This window comes from Xanthobacter luteus, assembly GCF_040049235.1.
Taxonomy (GTDB): Bacteria; Pseudomonadota; Alphaproteobacteria; order Rhizobiales; family Xanthobacteraceae; genus Xanthobacter.
In genome coordinates this window covers 390,274-405,260 of sequence record NZ_JBDZDO010000001.1, presented here as the reverse complement: position 1 = coordinate 405,260, position 14,987 = coordinate 390,274, and the positions used below count along the sequence as shown (strand labels likewise).

At 72.2% G+C, this 14,987-nt stretch carries 15 protein-coding genes; 3 read left to right on the top strand and 12 right to left on the bottom strand.

Annotated features, from left to right (window positions below; translation table 11 throughout):
- Window positions 1–30: 30 nt before the first annotated feature.
- The 9 genes from ABLE88_RS02040 to ABLE88_RS02000 all read right to left on the bottom strand — a co-directional run bounded on the left by ABLE88_RS02040 (window position 31) and on the right by ABLE88_RS02000 (window position 8,898).
- Window positions 31–930 (bottom strand): ABC transporter substrate-binding protein, encoded by a 900-nt coding sequence (locus ABLE88_RS02040; protein ID WP_348829730.1) that lies wholly within the window; start codon window positions 928–930, stop codon window positions 31–33.
- A gap of 31 nt (window positions 931–961) precedes the next feature.
- Entirely contained in the window at window positions 962–1,459 is a 498-nt protein-coding gene (locus ABLE88_RS02035; protein ID WP_348829729.1) for a (2Fe-2S)-binding protein, read from the bottom strand.
- Window positions 1,456–2,328 carry an FAD binding domain-containing protein gene (locus ABLE88_RS02030; RefSeq protein ID WP_348829727.1) on the bottom strand — a complete coding sequence of 291 codons (873 nt, stop codon included), beginning with the start codon at window positions 2,326–2,328 and terminating at the stop codon, window positions 1,456–1,458. The genes ABLE88_RS02035 and ABLE88_RS02030 overlap by 4 nt, the downstream gene beginning before the upstream one ends.
- Window positions 2,325–4,673, bottom strand: a complete 2,349-nt coding sequence (locus tag ABLE88_RS02025; RefSeq protein WP_348829726.1) for a xanthine dehydrogenase family protein molybdopterin-binding subunit — start codon at window positions 4,671–4,673, stop codon at window positions 2,325–2,327. The genes ABLE88_RS02030 and ABLE88_RS02025 overlap by 4 nt, the downstream gene beginning before the upstream one ends.
- Window positions 4,674–4,679: 6 nt before the next feature.
- Window positions 4,680–5,054 carry a 2Fe-2S iron-sulfur cluster-binding protein gene (locus ABLE88_RS02020; RefSeq protein ID WP_348829725.1) on the bottom strand — a complete coding sequence of 125 codons (375 nt, stop codon included), beginning with the start codon at window positions 5,052–5,054 and terminating at the stop codon, window positions 4,680–4,682.
- Entirely contained in the window at window positions 5,054–6,742 is a 1,689-nt protein-coding gene (locus ABLE88_RS02015; protein ID WP_348829724.1) for an FAD-binding protein, read from the bottom strand. Before ABLE88_RS02015 ends, ABLE88_RS02020 begins: the two co-directional genes overlap by 1 nt.
- Window positions 6,743–6,792: 50 nt before the next feature.
- Complete coding sequence (locus ABLE88_RS02010; protein WP_348829723.1) at window positions 6,793–7,332, bottom strand: winged helix DNA-binding protein; 540 nt, start codon at window positions 7,330–7,332, stop codon at window positions 6,793–6,795.
- Window positions 7,333–7,566: 234 nt separating this feature from the next.
- Complete coding sequence (locus ABLE88_RS02005; RefSeq protein ID WP_348829721.1) at window positions 7,567–8,340, bottom strand: ferredoxin--NADP reductase; 774 nt, start codon at window positions 8,338–8,340, stop codon at window positions 7,567–7,569.
- A gap of 39 nt (window positions 8,341–8,379) precedes the next feature.
- Complete coding sequence (locus ABLE88_RS02000) at window positions 8,380–8,898, bottom strand: cysteine dioxygenase (RefSeq protein WP_348829720.1); 519 nt, start codon at window positions 8,896–8,898, stop codon at window positions 8,380–8,382.
- A 159-nt stretch (window positions 8,899–9,057) separates the two neighbouring features.
- Here ABLE88_RS02000 and ABLE88_RS01995 point away from each other — a divergent pair, with 159 nt between their 5' ends.
- Window positions 9,058–9,546, top strand: coding sequence for an Lrp/AsnC family transcriptional regulator (locus tag ABLE88_RS01995; protein WP_348829719.1), 489 nt, complete (start codon window positions 9,058–9,060; stop codon window positions 9,544–9,546).
- Window positions 9,547–9,567: 21 nt separating this feature from the next.
- Here ABLE88_RS01995 and ABLE88_RS01990 read toward each other — a convergent pair whose 3' ends face one another.
- The 3 genes from ABLE88_RS01990 to dsbD are packed head-to-tail and all read right to left on the bottom strand — an operon-like array spanning window position 9,568 to window position 12,748.
- Window positions 9,568–10,257: a L,D-transpeptidase gene (locus ABLE88_RS01990; protein ID WP_348829718.1), complete on the bottom strand. Its 690-nt coding sequence runs from the start codon at window positions 10,255–10,257 to the stop codon at window positions 9,568–9,570.
- An 8-nt stretch (window positions 10,258–10,265) separates the two neighbouring features.
- A complete protein-coding gene (locus ABLE88_RS01985) occupies window positions 10,266–10,886 on the bottom strand; it encodes a DsbA family protein (RefSeq protein ID WP_348829717.1) in 621 nt (206 codons plus the stop codon).
- Window positions 10,887–10,942: 56 nt separating this feature from the next.
- Window positions 10,943–12,748, bottom strand: a complete 1,806-nt coding sequence (gene dsbD / locus ABLE88_RS01980) for a protein-disulfide reductase DsbD (RefSeq protein WP_348831061.1) — start codon at window positions 12,746–12,748, stop codon at window positions 10,943–10,945.
- A 102-nt stretch (window positions 12,749–12,850) separates the two neighbouring features.
- Between dsbD and ABLE88_RS01975 the strand changes: the two genes are divergently transcribed.
- Both ABLE88_RS01975 and ABLE88_RS01970 read left to right on the top strand, forming a co-directional pair.
- Window positions 12,851–13,513 (top strand): response regulator transcription factor, encoded by a 663-nt coding sequence (locus ABLE88_RS01975; RefSeq protein ID WP_348829715.1) that lies wholly within the window; start codon window positions 12,851–12,853, stop codon window positions 13,511–13,513.
- Complete coding sequence (locus tag ABLE88_RS01970; RefSeq protein ID WP_348829713.1) at window positions 13,510–14,817, top strand: ATP-binding protein; 1,308 nt, start codon at window positions 13,510–13,512, stop codon at window positions 14,815–14,817. The genes ABLE88_RS01975 and ABLE88_RS01970 overlap by 4 nt, the downstream gene beginning before the upstream one ends.
- The last annotated feature ends 170 nt before the right edge of the window (window positions 14,818–14,987 follow it).

Genomic DNA, 14,987 nt, shown 5'->3' with positions numbered 1-14,987 from the left:
CCGGCGGGGCCGGAACAAAGGTTGCGGGGTTCAGGTGGCGACCACCTGGCCATAGGCGAGGTCGCGGTCGATGAGGCCCATGTCGCGGGCGAAGGCGATGAGGCTCGCCACCGTCGCGGGCCGGATGGCGGTGTCGTAATAGGGCAGGTCGCGCCGGATCAGGTCGGCGATCAGCTCCGCCTCCGGGGGCGGGAACAGGCGCCGGCCGATGGCGGTGGCGCGCTCGGGGTCCTCGATCAAGGCGAGCTGCGCCCGGCGCACCGCGCGCGAGACCTTGGCGGGCAGATCGTGGTCGGCGGCGATCAGCCGGTCGGGCAGCGCCACGGAGGCGAAGGTGTAGCCGAAGCAGCCCTCCGGCCCGTCGCCGCGGCGGACATCCAGCACCACGTCGCCGAGCCCCTCGCGCACCGCCACCTCGGCTGCCATGCCGTTGGCCCAGAAGCCGTCCACCAGCCCGTCCGCCAGCGCCTGCACGGCGGACAGGCCGAAATTCGGCCCCTTGGCGGGGGATTTCGGCACCGGGCCGATGCGGATGCCGTCGCGCGCCGCGTCGAGGCCGGCGGCCCTCAGCAGGCGCTTGAGGCCCAGATCCACCCAGGGCGCGGCGCCGATGGACCGGCCCTTCACCGCCTCCACTTCGCCCCGCTTGGCGCCGATCTCGCGCTTGAGCACCAGGAACCAGTACATGCCCTGCGCCTGCGCGCACACCAGCTTCACCCCGTCGAAATTGGGATAGGCGGCGAGCGCGGGATGGGCCGAGGCGGCGACGATGTCCACCGCCCCGTCGCGCATGGCCTCGTAGGATTTGTTGGGCGGGAAGATCAGCTCCAGCGCCACGTCGAGCCCCTCGTGCGCGAAGCAGCCGAGCTCGATGGCGGCGATGGCCGGGAAATAGGAGTTCGAGACCTTGTCCGGGATCGCGAGCTTCATGGGTCTCATCGGGCGTCCTCCGGGCTTTTTGTCATTGGGCGGCCTCTTGGGCCGCGGCGTTGAGCACCGAGAGCGCGGCGTCCACGATGCCCTGGTAGCCGGTGCAGCGGCACAGATTGCCGGCCAGCGCCCGACGCACCGTGGCTTCGTCCGCCGGGCGGCCGGCAAGCTCGCGCTCAAGCTCGATGAGCGTCATCACCACGCCCGGCGTGCAGTAGCCGCATTGCAGGCCGTGAGAAGCGGCGAGCGCCTCCTGGATCGGGTGGAGCGTGCCGTCGGGCCGGGCGACGCCCTCGATGGTGGTGACGCTGCGCCCGCGGGCCTGCACCGCCAAGGTGAGGCAGGAGCGCACGCTTTCCCCGTCCAGCAGCACCGTGCAGGCGCCGCACACGCCGTGCTCGCAGCCCATGTGGGTGCCGGTGAGGCCGAGGCCATGGCGCAGGAAGTCGCACAGATGCACGCGCGGCTCCGCCTCCGCCTCGCGCGGCGCGCCGTTCACGGTGAGGGCGATGCGCACGGCGGCGCTCATGACGATGCCCTCCGGGCGCGGCCGGCGGCGCGCGCCAAGGCGCGTTGCGTGAGCACGCCGGCGAGGTGGCGCTTGAAGTCCGGCGGGGCGAAGGGGGCTTCGTCGGCCTCCAGCGCGCCGGCCGCGGCGCCCGCCGCGGCGAAGGCCTCGGCGTCGGCCCGCGCCCCCACCAGCGCCGCCTCCATTGCTTGAAGCCGCACCGGCGCCGCGCCGAGGCCGCCGATCGCGAGGGCGAGCCGCGCGAAGGCGCCGGCGCCATCGAGGCGCGCCAGCGCGGCGACGCACACCACGGAAAAGGTCTCGCCGCGCCGCGTCACCTCCTCGAAGGCGAAGCCGTGGCCCTTCGGCCAGAGCGGCAGTGCGATGCGCACCAGCATCTCGTCGGGCGCGATCTGGGTCATCAGATAGCCCTGCGCCAGCTCCGCGATCGGGAATTGCCGGCCGCCGGCCGCGCTTTCCACGGTCAGCACGGCATCGAGCGCGCACGCCACCACGGGGAGTTCGGCGGTGGGGTCCATATGGGCGATGCTGCCGCCCACGGTGCCGCGGTTGCGGGTCTGCTGGAAGCCCACATGGGCCATGGCTTCCGCCAGCAGCGGGCAGTGCTCGCGCACCAGTTCCGAGCGCTCGGCCGCGCGCTGGCGCGTCATGGCCTCGATCACCAGCGCGTCGCCGGCGCGGCGGATGCCCGACAGTTCGGCGATGCCGTTGAGGTCGATGAGGTTGGTGGGGCCGGCGAGGCGCAGATTCATCATCGGCAGCAGCGACTGGCCGCCGGCGAGCACGCGCGCATCGTCCAGGCGCGCCAGCAGGCCGAGCGCCTCGGCCTTGGTGGCGGGGGCGTGGTAGGCGAAGGGCGCGGGCTTCATATTTGCCCCTCCCGCGGCATCAAAGCGAACAGCCGCGCCGGCGTGACGGGCAGTTCGCATATGGTCACGTCGAACGGCTTCAGCGCGTCCTCCACCGCCGAGGCGATCACGGCGAGGGCCGCGATCGTGCCGCTCTCGCCCGCGCCCTTCACGCCGAGCGGGTTGAGCGGGGAGGGCGATTCCATGTGGTGCACCTCGATGCGCGGCGCGGTGTCCGCCGTGGCGATGAGATAGTCGGCATAGGTGCAGGTGAGCGGCTGGCCGTCGGCGCCATAGGCCATCAGCTCGTAGAGCGCGCTGGAAAGGCCATGCACCACGCCGCCGATGACCTGGCCGTCCACCATCATGGGGTTGATGAGACGGCCGCAATCGTGGACCACCACATAGCGCGTCACGGTGACGGTGAAGGTGGCGGGATCGACCTCCACCTCGGCCACATGGGTGCCGTTGCAATAGGTCATGCCCTTGGGCTGGTAGTCCACCGCCGCCGAAAGCCCCGGCGGGGTGCCGGGCGGCAGCGCGAAGCCCGGCAGGCCGGCGAGCGCGGCGGCGACTTCGCCGAGCGTGCGCCCGCGCCCGGGAACGCCGGTCACATGGACCCGTCCGGCGGTGAGCTCCAGGTCCTGCGGGTCCGCCTCCAGCCACCCCGAGGCGACCTTGAGGATCTTCGCGCGCACCTCGCCCGCCGCCTGATGGGCGGCATTGCCGGCGGTCACCGCCTGCCGGCTTGCGAAGGCGCCGAGGCCGAGCGGGCTCGCGGCGGTGTCGCCGGCGATCACCGTGATCTCGTCCGGCCGCACGCCCAGAGCATCGGCGACGAGCTGGGCCAGCATGGTCACCGTGCCCTGGCCCTGCGCCGCCGCGCCCGTGGTCACCGTCACCTTGCCCGAGGGGCCGATGCGCACCGACGCGCTCTCGAACGGCCCGCGGCCGGAGCCCTCCACGTAGTTGGCGAGGCCGATGCCGAGGAAGCGCCCCTGCGCCCGGGCGGCGGCGCGGCGCGCCGGGAAATCCTCCCAGCCCGCACAAGCGAGGGCGCGCGCCATGCATTGCGGATAGTCGCCGCTGTCATAGACCATGGCGCCGCCATCGCGGGTCTTCAGCCCGCTGTCATAGGGCATCTGCTGCGGCTGGATGAGGTTGCGGCGGCGGATCTCGGCGCGGTCGAGGCCGAGCTTCGCCGCAAGGCGGTCCAGCAGCCGCTCCATCACGAACGTGCCCTGCGGCCGTCCGGCGCCGCGCGTGGGGGTCGTGGGAATGAGGTTGGTGAGGCCGAGGGCGATGTCGAGCCGGTAGCTCGGCAGCACGTAGGGGCCGATCAGGTTGGTGGCGGAATTGTAGGGCAGGGCGACGCCATAGGGCGTGTAGGCGCCGTGGTCGTGCACCAGCGTGCCGCGGATGCCGAGGAGCCGCCCCTCGCCGTCGCAGGCGGCTTCCACGGACCAATACTGGTCGCGCTCCTGCACGGTCGACATGAAGTTCTCGAACCGGTCCTCGATCCATTTGATCGGCGCGCCGGTGAGCATCGCCGCCGCGGCGACCGCCAGCTCCTCCGGATGGAACACGAATTTCGGCCCGAAGCCGCCGCCCACGTCGGGGGCCACCACCCGCACCTGATGCTCGGACAGGCCCAGCGCGCGCACCAGAACCCGCTTCGCCTGATGCGGCATCTGGGTGGAATCCCACACGGTGAGCAGATCCTCGCCGGCGTCGTAGCGGGCGAGGAGGCCGCGCGGCTCGATGGAATGGCCGCCGCCCTTATGGAGGTGGAAGTCCTGCGCCACCACATGGGCGGCCGAGGCGAAGGCGCCGTCCACGTCGCCATAGGCGGCGCTCATCTTCGCCACGAGGTTGTCCGGGCAGTCGGTGCGGGCCTGCGGCGCGCCGGCCTTCAGCCCGTCGCGCGGGTCGACGATGGCGGGCAAAGGCGCGAAGTCCACCGCGATCAGGCCGAGCGCGTCCTCCGCCACATGCCGGCTTTCGGCGATCACGAGCGCGATCGGCTCGCCCACGTGGCACACCTCGTCGCGCGCCAGCACGAACGGGTCCACGTCGAAGCGGATGGCGCCGGACGGCATGGCGAGCGGGATCCGGTCGCAGGTGAGCAGCGGGCGCAGGTCCTTGTAGGTGAGCACCCGCATGACGCCGGGCAGCGCCTCGGCGTCCGCCACGTCGATGGCGCCGAGGCGGGCATGGGCGTGCGGGCTCCTGAGGAACGCCGCATGGCGCAGGCCGGGAAGGTGGATGTCGTCGACGAAGCGGCCCTTGCCGCGCAGCAGCGCGTCGTCCTCCAGGCGCCGCACCGCCTGTCCGAACCACCTCTCCTTCGGCTGCGCGGCGGTCATCAGCGCTCAGCCTTCCGCCACGACCTTGCCGACGCCGGACTTCGCGGCATGCTCCAGGCGCTCGTCCGGCGGCGTGATTTCGGTGACGAGGTCCTTGAGGTGCGCCTTGTTGCCGAGCGGCTCCAGCACCATCTCGCGCGGCTCCAGGCGCGCGGTGCAGGCATAGTCCACCTTGCCGTCGACGATGATCATGCATTCCTTGCAGGTGTTGGCGTTGACGCAGGAGTGGCGCACCGACAGCGTGGCGTCGAGATGGGCGCGCACGAAGCGCAGCCCGTCCAGCACCGACTGGCCCGGCGTGTAGGGCACCTCGTAGGACGAGGTGGGGGCATCCGCGCCGCCGGGGCCGCGGCGGACGATGAGGGTGGCGGTCTCTCGCATCAGGCGACCTCTTTTATGGTTCGGCCCTCGACGGGCGTGCGGCCGAGGACGAGGCGGTCGCCCTCCAGCCTCACCGTGTGGTGCAGCACGAAGGCGGGATCCATGGCGGGGAAGTCGTCGCGCTGGTGGGCGCCGCGGCTTTCCTTGCGGGCGATGGCCGAACGCGTCACCACCTCGGCCACCAGCAGCATGGTCCTGAGGTCGAACCAGTCGAGCCGCGCCATGTCGTAGGGGCCGGGCGCGGCCGGCGGCAGGTCGCCGAGGCGGGCCTTGAGCGCGGCGATGCCGGCGAGCGCGCGGGCGAGGCCCTCCTCGGTGCGGAACGGGCCCACGTCGGCGGCCATCAAAGCCTGGAGTTCGGCGATCAGGCCGGCATGGTTCTCGCCCGCCTTCGGGGTTTCGGCGCGCACCAGGTCGAGGGCCGCGGGCGGCACTTCGGCCGGCGCCGCGCCGGCCTCGCGCGCGAACGCCGCGGCGGAGCAGCCGGCGGTGCGGCCGAACACGAACGCCTCCGTGATGGCGTTGCCCGAGAGGCGGTTGGCCCCGTTGGAGCCGCCATTCGCCTCGCCGGCGGAGAACAGGCCCGGCACGGTGGAGCGCATGGCCGCGTCCACCTTCACGCCGCCCATGTGGTAGTGGGCGATCGGCGCCACCTCGACCGGCATCTGCGTGAGGTCGATGCCGTTGGCGGCCAGCTTGTCGATCACCGGGCCGAAGGCGCCGCGCAGCTCGTCCTCGGGGATATGCTGGAACGAAAGGAAGGCGCCGCCCGCCGGCGAGCCGCGCCCGGCCTTCACCTCGGACAGGATGGCGAAGGTGGCGCGGTCGCGGGTGACGTTGTAGGTACCGGCCTCCTCGTTGCCGTAGTCGTTGACGAACTCGCGCATCTCGGCGTTCAGCAGCCGGCCGCCGAGCTTGTAGCGGAACGGGTCCCACATGATCGGGTCCATGCCCACGAGGCGCGGGGCGAGGTGGCCGATGGGGAAGAACTGCACGAATTCCATGTCGGTCAGTGCCGCGCCGGCGCGCAGCGCCAGCGCATAGCCGTCGCCGCCCATGTTGGCCGAGGCGCTGTTGCGCTGGTAGAGCCGGGTGAGGCCGCCGGTGGCGATCACCACCGCCTTGGCCGCCACCGTCACCGGCCGGCCGTCCGCCAGCGAGAAGCCCACGGCGCCGGTGGCGACGCCGTCGCGCACCACGATGTCGGTGACGTAGAGGTCGCCGACGCGCACCACCTCCTTCTGCCGCACGACGCGGGTGCGCAGGGTTTTCGCCACCGCCGGGCCGGTCGAGAGGAAGTCCACATAGACGCAGCGCGGCCGGTCGTGGCCGGGGGCGTGGGCCTGGCGGATCGAGCCGTCCGGGTTGCGCGCCCAGCCCACCTTCCACTCGTCGAGCTGGAGGATGTCGCGCGGGCCTTCCTCGCACACGAGGCGCGAGAGCGAGACGTCGCACAGGTCGCGGCCCGCGGCCAGCGTGTCGGCGAGGTGGTGCTCCCAGTGGTCGGGGGTCTGGGAGCCGAGCGCCACCGCCACCGTCATCTGCGCCATGATGGTGGCGCCCGACCGGCTGATCAGGCTGCGGTCGGCGAGGATGACGCTGGCGCCGTCCTTGGCCGCCTCCAGCGCCGCCATCATGCCGGCGGCGCCGGAGCCGATCACCAGCACGTCGGTTTTCAGTTCAACCACGTCCATTGCCACTGTCGCGCCTTTCTCACTGGGTCGGCCGGGCCGTGCCGTCAGACCGTGGCCGCCGAGCGGGCCGCCTGGTTGTAGTATCCGGAGACCGCGCGCAGCACCTCGCCCACCTCGGAGAGGATCTCCTCGGACGGGCCCGACGAGCGCAGCGGCTTGACCAGCAATTGCTCGCGGATGGCGGCGTAGCGGGTGCAGGCCTCGAGCCCCGCCGCGGTCGCCTCCACCACCTTCTCCTTGCCGACGCGCCGCGTCGTCACGAGGCCGGCGCCCTCGAGCTTGCGCAGCGCATAGGTGGCGACGTGGGTCTCCTCGATGTCGAGGATCAGCGCCACGTCTGAGATCGACTTCGGCCGGTCCCGGTGCCGCACGATGTGGAGGATCAGCACCTCCAGCGGCGACAGGTTCGGCACGCCCGCGGCGGCCATGCAGCGCACGATCCAGCGCTCGAAGGCGTGGACCGCGAGGATGAGCCCGAACTCGGTCTCCGACAGCGCCGGCGACCCGCCGGCGGCGAGGTGCGCCGAGGAGACGATGGGCTCGTAGATGGCGGCGTCCGCCGGCCTGCGCCTCGATCCCCTCATGGTCCGGTCTCCCGTCGCATCCGCCACGCGATCCGGCTCCGCCTCTGAATCGGTCAAAATCGTCGCCTTCTGCCCAATTGCGGAGCCACCGCGCATTTTCCGTTTAGTTTGAATAACTTAAAATCGCGCGGCACGGGATGGCAAGATCAGACTGCAAATTTATCGCCCATCTTGCCAACTTTTTACCGGTAAATTCTCAGTGTCAGACACACCGATGCAGGCGCCGTGCCAAAGTCAGCGCTCCACGAACGCCTTCTCGATCACATAGTGGCCGGGCGTGGCGTTGCTGCCCTCGGCGAGGCCCTGCGCCTTCAGCCACAAGGTCATGTCGGCGAGCATGGCCGGGCTGCCGCACAGCATGAAGCGGTCGCCTTCCGCCGCGATCGCCGGCAGGCCGAGCCCAAACGGCAGGCGGCCGCAGGCGAAGGCGTCGGTGATGCGGCCCTGGTTCGCGAACGGCTCGCGCGTCACCATGGGGTGGTAGAGGAGCTGCGCGCCCACCGTCTCGCCCAGCAACTCGTCCTGGGGCAGCTGGCGCTCGATCAGGTCCTGGTAGGCGAGCTCGGCCTTGAAGCGGCAGCCGTGGACCAGCACCACGGTCTCGAACCGCTCATAGGTCGCGGGATCGCGGATCACGCTCAGGAACGGGGCGAGCCCGGTGCCGGTGCCGAGCAGATAGAGCCGCGCGCCGGGCAGCAGCGCGTCGTGCACCAGCGTGCCGGTGGGCTTGCGGCCCACCAGGATGGCGTCGCCTTCCTTGAGATGCTGGAGCCGCGAGGTGAGGGGGCCGTTCTGGACCTTGATGGAGAAGAATTCCAGCCGGTCGTCATAGACCGGGCTGGCGATGGAATAGGCGCGCAGCAGCGGGCGGTCCTCCAGCTTCAGCCCGATCATGGTGAATTGCCCGCTGGCGAAGCGGAAGGCGGGATCGCGGGTGGTGACGAAGCTGAACAGCGTGTCGGTCCAGTGGCGCACGGACAGCACCGTCTCGGTGTTGAAATTGCTCATGGGTTCCGGTCTGGAGGCTTTGTTGTTGGAAAGCGAGGGTCAGAGCGCGGCGAGCGCGTATTCCCGGTCGATGGAATTCGCATGCTGGCGGTGGTCGAAGCCGTAGACGTGCAGCGAGATCGCCTCCTCGGCACCGAGATTTGTCATCTGATGCAGGTTCGGCCCGGTCGGCAGCATGCAGGCCACGTAGCCCGGCCCGCGCGCGGCGGTGGACTTCAACACCGCCCGTCTGTGATCGATCGCCTCGAAGCGGCTCTCGCCCACCGTGCCCTTGAGCACCGCGAAGCAGCACGAGCAGTGGTGGTCGTGGATCGAGGTGCGCGCCCCCACGGACCACACCATGGCCCAGACGCTGATGTCGTCGTCGCCATAGACGAGGTTGCGGGCATAGCCGCCGGGATTGCGCGCCAGCGGCACGCCGTCGAGCAGATGCGGGCGGCCGGCGAGGGCTTCGAGGGTGCGGCGGGCCGCCTCAAGATAGTCCTGCGCCGTGGTGCGGCTGGCGCGCCCGAGGCGGGAGAGCAAGGCGGTGTCGTGCTGGTCGTTCAGAGCGTTCATGTCTCACCCAATCGCGCGGCGATGCGCAAGGCTAGCGCGTGCAGTGCGAAATGGGGTTGCGAATTTGGCAGAATATGGCGCTAGATAAGAAATGAAATTCTATCGTTTCCAGTCGATCGGGGAATTGTGTTCCCCGCCATCGGCGCAGTGGAGGAAGCCTTGGCGCGCACCCCGCACCTCAACCTCGACGTCATCGACCTGAGGCTGCTGAAGCTTCTCCAGGGCGATGCGGAGCTGCCGCTGGCCGACCTCGCCGAGAAGGTGGGCCTGTCGCCCACGCCCTGCTGGCGCCGCATCCAGAAGCTGGAGAAGGCCGGCGTCATCCGCCGGCGCGTGGCGCTGCTCGACCGCAAGCTGCTGAATGCGGGGGTGACCGTGTTCATCGCCGTGCGCACCGCCAGGCACTCGGCCGAGTGGCTGGACCAGTTCGCCGACGCGGTGCGCGACATCCCCGAGATCGTCGACTTCTACCGCATGAGCGGCGAGATCGACTATCTGCTCAAGGCGCTGGTGCCCGACATCGCGGCCTATGACGCGCTCTACAAGAAGCTGATCTCCAAGATCGAGCTGTCGGACGTCACCTCCATGTTCGCCATGGAGGAGCTGAAGTCCACCACCGAAATCCCGCTCGACTTCGCCGGCGGCTGAGCCGGGCGGCGCGCCGCCGGCTCAGGCCGGCATCACCACCACCTTGGCGCCGTCGGGAACCCGGCGATAGAGGTCGATGACGTCCTGGTTCATCATGCGGATGCAGCCCGAGGAGACCGCCTCGCCGATGGTCCAGGGCTCGTTGGTGCCGTGGATGCGGTAGAGCGTGTCCTTGCCGTCCTTGAACAGGTAGAGGGCGCGCGCGCCGAGCGGATTCTGCGCGCCGCCGGCCATGCCGCCCGACCAGGGACGGTAGCGCGCGGGCTCGCGCGCGATCATGGTGTCGGTGGGCCGCCAGCTCGGCCATTCGCGCTTGTAGCCCACGGCGGCGGTGCCGGAGAATTCCAGGCCCGCTTTGCCGACCCCCACGCCGTAGCGCAGCGCCTTGCCGTTCTCCTGCACCAGATAGAGGTAGCGGTTCTTCGGGTCCACCACGAGCGTGCCGGGCTGCTGGCCGGTGGGGTCCCGCACCAGCTGGCGCACGTTGCGCGGCGCGAGGTCGTCCGGCGCGACGCCCGGGATGCGGAAGCCACCGTCCTCCAGCGCCCCGTAGCGCGCCGCGTCCGTGGGCGAGAGGCGCGGCTTGGCGGCGACCGGTGGCGTCGCTGCGGAATCGGTGACGCAGGCGGCGAGCGCCAGGGGCGCGGCGGCGACGGTTAGGCGCATGGCGGCGGCGAGGACGGCGCGGCGGTGCAGATCGGGAACGGACATGCGGGCGCTCACTCGCCGGCCTGGCGCCGGCGCGCCTCGGCGATGGCGCGCTTGAAGCTCGCATAATCGAGGGTCGAGGCGAGCAGCGGACCGACCAGGTAAGTGGGCGTGCCGCGCAGCCCCAGCTGATCCGCCTGGGCGGCGTTGCGCCTGAGCAGGGCGATGATCTCCGGCCCATGGGCATCGAGGTCCGCCTGGAGGCGCGTCATGTCGAGGCCGGGCACGGCGGCCACCGCCTGCAGCATCTGCGCCTCGCCGATGCGCCGGCCGGGGATGCCCATGAGTGCATCGTGCGCCGCCCCATACTTGCCCTGGAAGCCGGCGGCGAGCGCCAGCTGCGCGCCATAGACCGAGGCCTCGGTGATCACCGGCCAGTCCTTGTAGACCACGCGGATGCGGCCATCCTCCTTCACCACGCGGGCGAGATCGGGGGCGGATTTCTTGCAGTAGGGGCAGTTGTAGTCGAGGAAGGCGACGATGGTGACGTCGCCTTTCGGATTGCCCGAGGCGGGGGCCTGGGGATCGTTGAGGATCGCCTCCACGTCCAGCGCCTGCGCCCGCGCCGGGGCGATCCCCAGCGCGAGGATGGCGGGAAGGGCGGCGAGGCGAATGAGGTCCCTGCGGCGCATGGATGGTCTCCGGAGGATGGGGGAACGAAGCGAGGGGGGTGGGCGCGGCGGCCGGCTCAGAGGCCGGCTTTGGCCGCCAGCGCGGCGATGTCGTCGGGGGTGATGGCGCCGATATGCCGCGTGCCGGGCAATTCGCGCCCTTCGGCGTCCATCAGGAAGAGGGTGGGCGGGCCGACCACGTCGTGGCGCTGCATCAGCGCCCGCGCTTCGGCGCCGTAGCGCGTCACGTCGGCGGCGATCAGCGGCAGGCGGGCGATGCGCGCGCGCACCTTGGGCTCGGCCATCACCGCCGCGTTGGACTTGCAGACCGTGCACCAGCCGGCGGTGAAGGTGACGAGCACCGGCCCGTCGGCCGCCTTCGCCGCGAGCGCCGCATCGAGTGCTGCGGGGGAGGAGACGCGCGTCTCCAGCGGGCCCTGGGCCTCCTCGCGGGCCGTCGCGGCGAGGAAGCCGAGCGGGCGCAGGGGATCGCCCGCCCCGCCCGCGGCGCCGACGATCAGCAGGGCGCCGCAGAGCAGCGCCACGAGGCCGGCCGCCTGGCCGAGCCGCTGCAGCGCGCCCCTGGCGCCGTCCGCCCGGTCGAGGCCTCCGGCGAACACGCCGACCCCCACCGCCAGCACGCCCCAGAGCGCGAGGCCCGCGGGGTCCGGCAGCAGGCGAGCGAGCAGCCCGACGGCGATTGCCAGGAACAGCACGCCGCAGGCGGCCTTCACCCGCGCGAGCCACGGCCCCGCGTGCGGCAGGATGCGGGCGCCGAAGGTGCCGGCGGCCACCAGCGGCAGGCCCATGCCGAGGCCGAGCATGAACAGCGCCGCGCCGCCGCGCGCGCCGTCTCCGGTCTGGGCGGCATAGAGCAATGCGGCGGCCAGCGGCGGCGTCACGCACGGCCCCACCACCAGCGCCGAGCCGAAGCCCAGAAGCGCGGCGCCGGCCACCGAGCCGCCGCGCGCGCCGACGGACAGGCGGCCGGCGAGGCCGGACGGCAGCGCGAGCTCGAACAGGCCGAACATGGAGAGCGCCAGCGCCGCCAGCACCGCCGCCATGACGCCGAGGGCGAGCGGCGTCTGCAGCGCCGCCTGGAGGTTCGCCCCGGACCAGCCGGCCGCGAGGCCGACCACGCCGTAGGCGGCGGCCATGGCCGCAACATAGGCGGAGGACAGACCCAGCCCGCGCCAGCGGGAGGGGTTCTGCCCGCCACCGGCCAGGATGCCGGACAGGATCGGGATCATGGGGAACACGCACGGCGTGAAGGCGAGCAGCAGCCCGAGGCCGAGGAAGCCCAGCAGCACGCCAAGCAGGGGGCCGGCGAGCGGCGGCGCGTCCGGGTCCGTCGCGCCGGCGGTCGCGGCGGGCGAAGCGGCCGCGCTGGGCGCGGCGGCCGACCCGCCGATCGCCTCGGCGCCCATCCCCCTCGGCTCGGGAAAGGGGGCGCGCGCGGCCTCGGCGACGGCGAGGCTGGCGAGGTCCACATTCAGCCGCGCCGGCGGGTAGCACACCCCGTCCTCGGCGCAGCCCTGGAACGCGACCTCCAGCGTTCCGCGGGCCGGCAGGCCGCGCGCCCGCGCCTCCACCGTGCCGTGATAGATTTCCACCGCGCCAAAGTTCGGGTCGTCCTTGGCCTCGCCGGGCGGGGTGGCGAGCGGCACCGCCGCGCCGGCGCTGCGCGCCTCCAGGCTCTCGCGGTAGAGGTAGGTGCGCGGCGCGATGCTCCAGCGCAGCAGGAGCGCCCCGTCGGCCTCCCGCAGGGCGGCGAGGCGGAAGGCCTGCTCGGCCCGCAGCTCGGCCTGGGCGGCGGCCGGGCCCGGCGCCAGCAGGAGGAGTGCGGCGAGCGCGGGCAGGACCGTCCGCGCCAGATATGTCATGACCAAGGGGCGCCTCCGCGCGATGTCCGGGGCGCTCCCTCCGATGCCCACCTTAAGCCAGCCTTAAGCTGGCCGTAGGAGGCAGCGCCGAGGAGGAGAAGAATGCGCATCCTGGTGGTGGAGGACGACCCCGTGCTGTCGGACGGCCTGAAGGTGGGGCTGGAGCTTTCCGGCGCGACCGTCGAGCGCGTGGGCCTGTGCGCCGATGCCCGCGCCGCCCTCGCCGCCAACCGCTTCGACGCGGTGGTGCTCGACCTCATGCTGCCGGACGGCTCCGGCCTCGAAATCCTCCGCGACCTGCGCGCCGCCAGGGACCCGACGCCGGTGCTGCTGCTCACCGCCCTCGACGAGACCACGGACAAGGTGCGCGGTCTCGATGCCGGGGCGGACGACTATCTCGGCAAACCGTTCGACCTCGATGAGCTCGCCGCCCGGGTGCGCGCCATCGCCCGGCGCGGGCAGGGCCGGGCGGCGCCGATGCTGGCGGCGGCGGGCCTGGTGCTCGATCCCGCGACCCTCAGCGCCACCGTGGACGGCCGCGCGGTGGCGCTCTCCCGGCGGGAGTTCGCGGTGCTCTCGGCGCTGATGGAGCGGCCGGGCGTCATCCGCTCCAAAAGCGAGATCGAGGAACGGCTCTATGGCTGGCAGGAGGAGGTGGAGAGCAACACGGTGGAGGTCCATGTCCACAACCTGCGCGCCAAGGTGGGGCGCGAGGCCATCGAGACCGTGCGCGGCCTCGGCTACCGGGTGCGGAGCGCGCCATGACCTCGCTGCGCCGGCGCCTGTTCGTGATCCTGCTCGCCGCCACCGGCGCCATCTGGCTGTGCGCGGTGGCGTGGATCACCCTCGGCAGCCGCAGCGAGCTCGAACACGTGCTCGACGCGCGCCTGCAGGAGGCCGCGCGCATGGTGCATTCCATGGTGCGGGGCGGCAATATCGCCGCAGCGGCCGGCCCGCTGCCGCAGATGCAGTCCGGCTATGAGCGCCAGCTCTCCTGCCAGATCTGGTCGCTGGACGGGGAGCTGGTGGCGCGCTCGGGCGGCGCCCCGGACGCGGCGCTGGCCGGACCGTCGGAAGGCTTCTCCGAGCGCACGGTGGACGGGGAGAGGTGGCGGGTCTTCACCATCGTCGACGGCGAGAAGGGCGTGCGGGTGATGGTGGGCGACCGCGTCGGCCTGCGCGACCGGCTGGTGCGCGACCTGGTGGCGGGGCTTCTGGCGCCCGCTTTGCTGATGGTGCCGCTGCTCGGCCTGCTGATCTGGATCAGCCTCGGGCGCGGGCTCGCCCCGCTTAATGCGCTGGCGCGCGAGATCGCGGCCCGGGACGGGGAGGACATGCGCCCGGTCGCGCCGGCCGAGGCGCCGTCCGAGGTGCGCCCGCTCATCGGCGCCCTCAACGGCCTGTTCGGCAAGGTGGAGGCGGCGCGCCGCCACGAGCGCGACGTCACCGCCTTCGCCGCCCACGAGCTGAAGACGCCGCTCGCCGGCCTCAAGGCGCAGGCCCAGATCGCGCTGGCAAGCCCGGACGAGGCGATCCGGGAGGGCGCGCTCAAGCAGATCCTGGTGAGCGTCGACCGCACCGCGCGCCTGGTGCGCCAATTGCTCGCTTTGGCGAAGCTGGAGGCGGCGCCCCGCCCCGCCGCGCCAGCCGAGCTCGACGCCGCCGCCGTGCTGCGGGAGGTCGCCGCGCACGGACCGACGCCGCCGGGCGTCGCGGTCGAGATCGCCGACGATCTCGCCGGCCTGAAGGTGACCGGCGAGCCGGAGGCGCTGCATCTCGTGCTGCGCAATCTGCACGAGAATGCGGTGGAGCACATGCCGGCGGGTGGGCGCGTGGCATGGCGGCGCTGCGCGGGGGGCTTGTGCGTCGAAGACGAGGGGCCGGGCATCCCGCAGGACGAACTGCCGCGGGTGGCGGAGCGCTTCTTCCGCGGGCGCCACAAGAACGCGGCGGGCACCGGGCTCGGCCTCACCATCGCCGCCATGGCCGCGGAGCGGCTCGGCGCGCGGCTCGTGGTCGGCAACCGGGACGACCGCACCGGCGTCCGCGCCACCCTGCTCTGGACCTGAAGGCCGGTCGCCCCCGACGCATGCCTGGCGTCGCTGCGCCGGCGCGTCCGGGGCAGAAAAACGCAGCCGGCCGCCGCTGGCGGCGGCCGGCTGCGGGAGGCGAGGTTCACGACACCCGATGCGAGGATCGGCGGGGCATCCGCGGGTGTCATCCCCCAAACGGATGAGGC